Here is a 1,273-nt window from a genome sequence, read left to right as displayed (position 1 = left end):
ACGGACTCCTCTTTCTGAAGACCGATCCCCATCCCCATGAGCACCGGTGGCGCCTATTGGGCGCGGAAAAGGAGGGGGAGTCCATCCCATCAGTCGAGAGGGACGGTTTGAAGCTGCGCTTCAAATTCCCTCCGCCTTCGGCTTCGGCCGCCCCTCACGTCAAACGTTGGGCGTCATGAAGACACATCTGTTCGTCGGAGGTCTTGTAGCGGCTGGCTTCGATCCGTCAGGCCAGTATTTGCTTACCGTTTCGCACGCTGGACGCGGCGTCTTTTCCATAGGTAGCTGGCAGCGTGTCGCGCGCGATACTGAGCTTGCCTATCCGGAAGACGGTCACGCGCTTGGCATCGGGCCAATGGAAGGCGTGATGATCCCAGTAAGTGAATTGAATTACGACACAGGGCAGTTACGTTTTGCCAGCCCCGACGGGAAGTACAGTTTCGAGTATGGGGAAGGCACCATCACCGTCACTGAAGTGGACGCCCAACCCTGCGGTCAACCGGACCTTGCGCAAAAAGCCGCGCAAGGCCGGGTACCTTGAACGTTAGATTCTTGAGGAGAAACTGCTGTGAGCCTCACGTATAAAAATCTCGACAATGCAACGCGCCTTCAAATGAGTGCGGAGGTTCAAGCTGATTCCGCGGCAGGCACTCTATATATCAGCCCTCGTTTAAATGACGAAGGCGTATCGTTGTGGCCTTCGCTTCTCGGCGAAGCCGTAGCCACTAAGGACGATGCATGGCTTGCTGAGGAGATCAGAAGCCGTGGGCTCTTAAAATCGCACGAGGAACGGCGCAAACCAACGGGTGGCACCACACTTGCCAAAGTCCCTGTCAACGCACACGAAACTCTCGCTGAAGGCGAGTTCAATCGGTTCTATGCACGAGGCCTTTGTCTTCGGGCAATGCAAGAAAAAATTTCTCAGGTTATAGCCTATCGCGCTAGGCACTCTGACAATCCTCGTGCCGAATCTGAAGCCTTAATTGGCAAGGCTTTCTCCCCTGATGTGCTTCTTGCTGATTTGCGTTCTTCCGTTGGCGTTGAACCCGCGCTTGGCGTTCCTCCAGGGCCAAATTCAGGTCTATCAATTCAGCTTCAGTAATGCGAACCGAATCTAACACTACATATATGGACTCCCCCGTAAATCAAGACGGATCGTGTTTCTGACTTTCCGGGATGAATCACCTGCAGTCGTATATCCGGCATCTGTGGTGGGTTCTGAATGACCCGTGCCGACATGGAATCTGCCCGCGAAGCGCCAATCGGTACAAGC

At 54.6% G+C, this 1,273-nt stretch carries 2 protein-coding genes; both read left to right on the top strand.

Annotated features, from left to right (window positions below):
- Positions 1 to 175: 175 nt before the first annotated feature.
- The gene (locus C7389_RS24705; RefSeq protein WP_133595314.1) at positions 176 to 541 is read left to right on the top strand and encodes a hypothetical protein; all 366 of its coding nucleotides are present in this window, start codon (positions 176 to 178) and stop codon (positions 539 to 541) included.
- A gap of 27 nt (positions 542 to 568) precedes the next feature.
- On the top strand, positions 569 to 1,102 hold the full coding sequence (locus C7389_RS24700; protein WP_133595313.1) for a hypothetical protein: 534 nt from the start codon (positions 569 to 571) through the stop codon (positions 1,100 to 1,102).
- The last annotated feature ends 171 nt before the right edge of the window (positions 1,103 to 1,273 follow it).

This window comes from Azoarcus indigens, assembly GCF_004361735.1.
Lineage (GTDB): Bacteria > Pseudomonadota > Gammaproteobacteria > Burkholderiales > Rhodocyclaceae > Azoarcus > Azoarcus indigens.
This window is presented reverse-complemented; position numbering and strand designations above follow the sequence as displayed.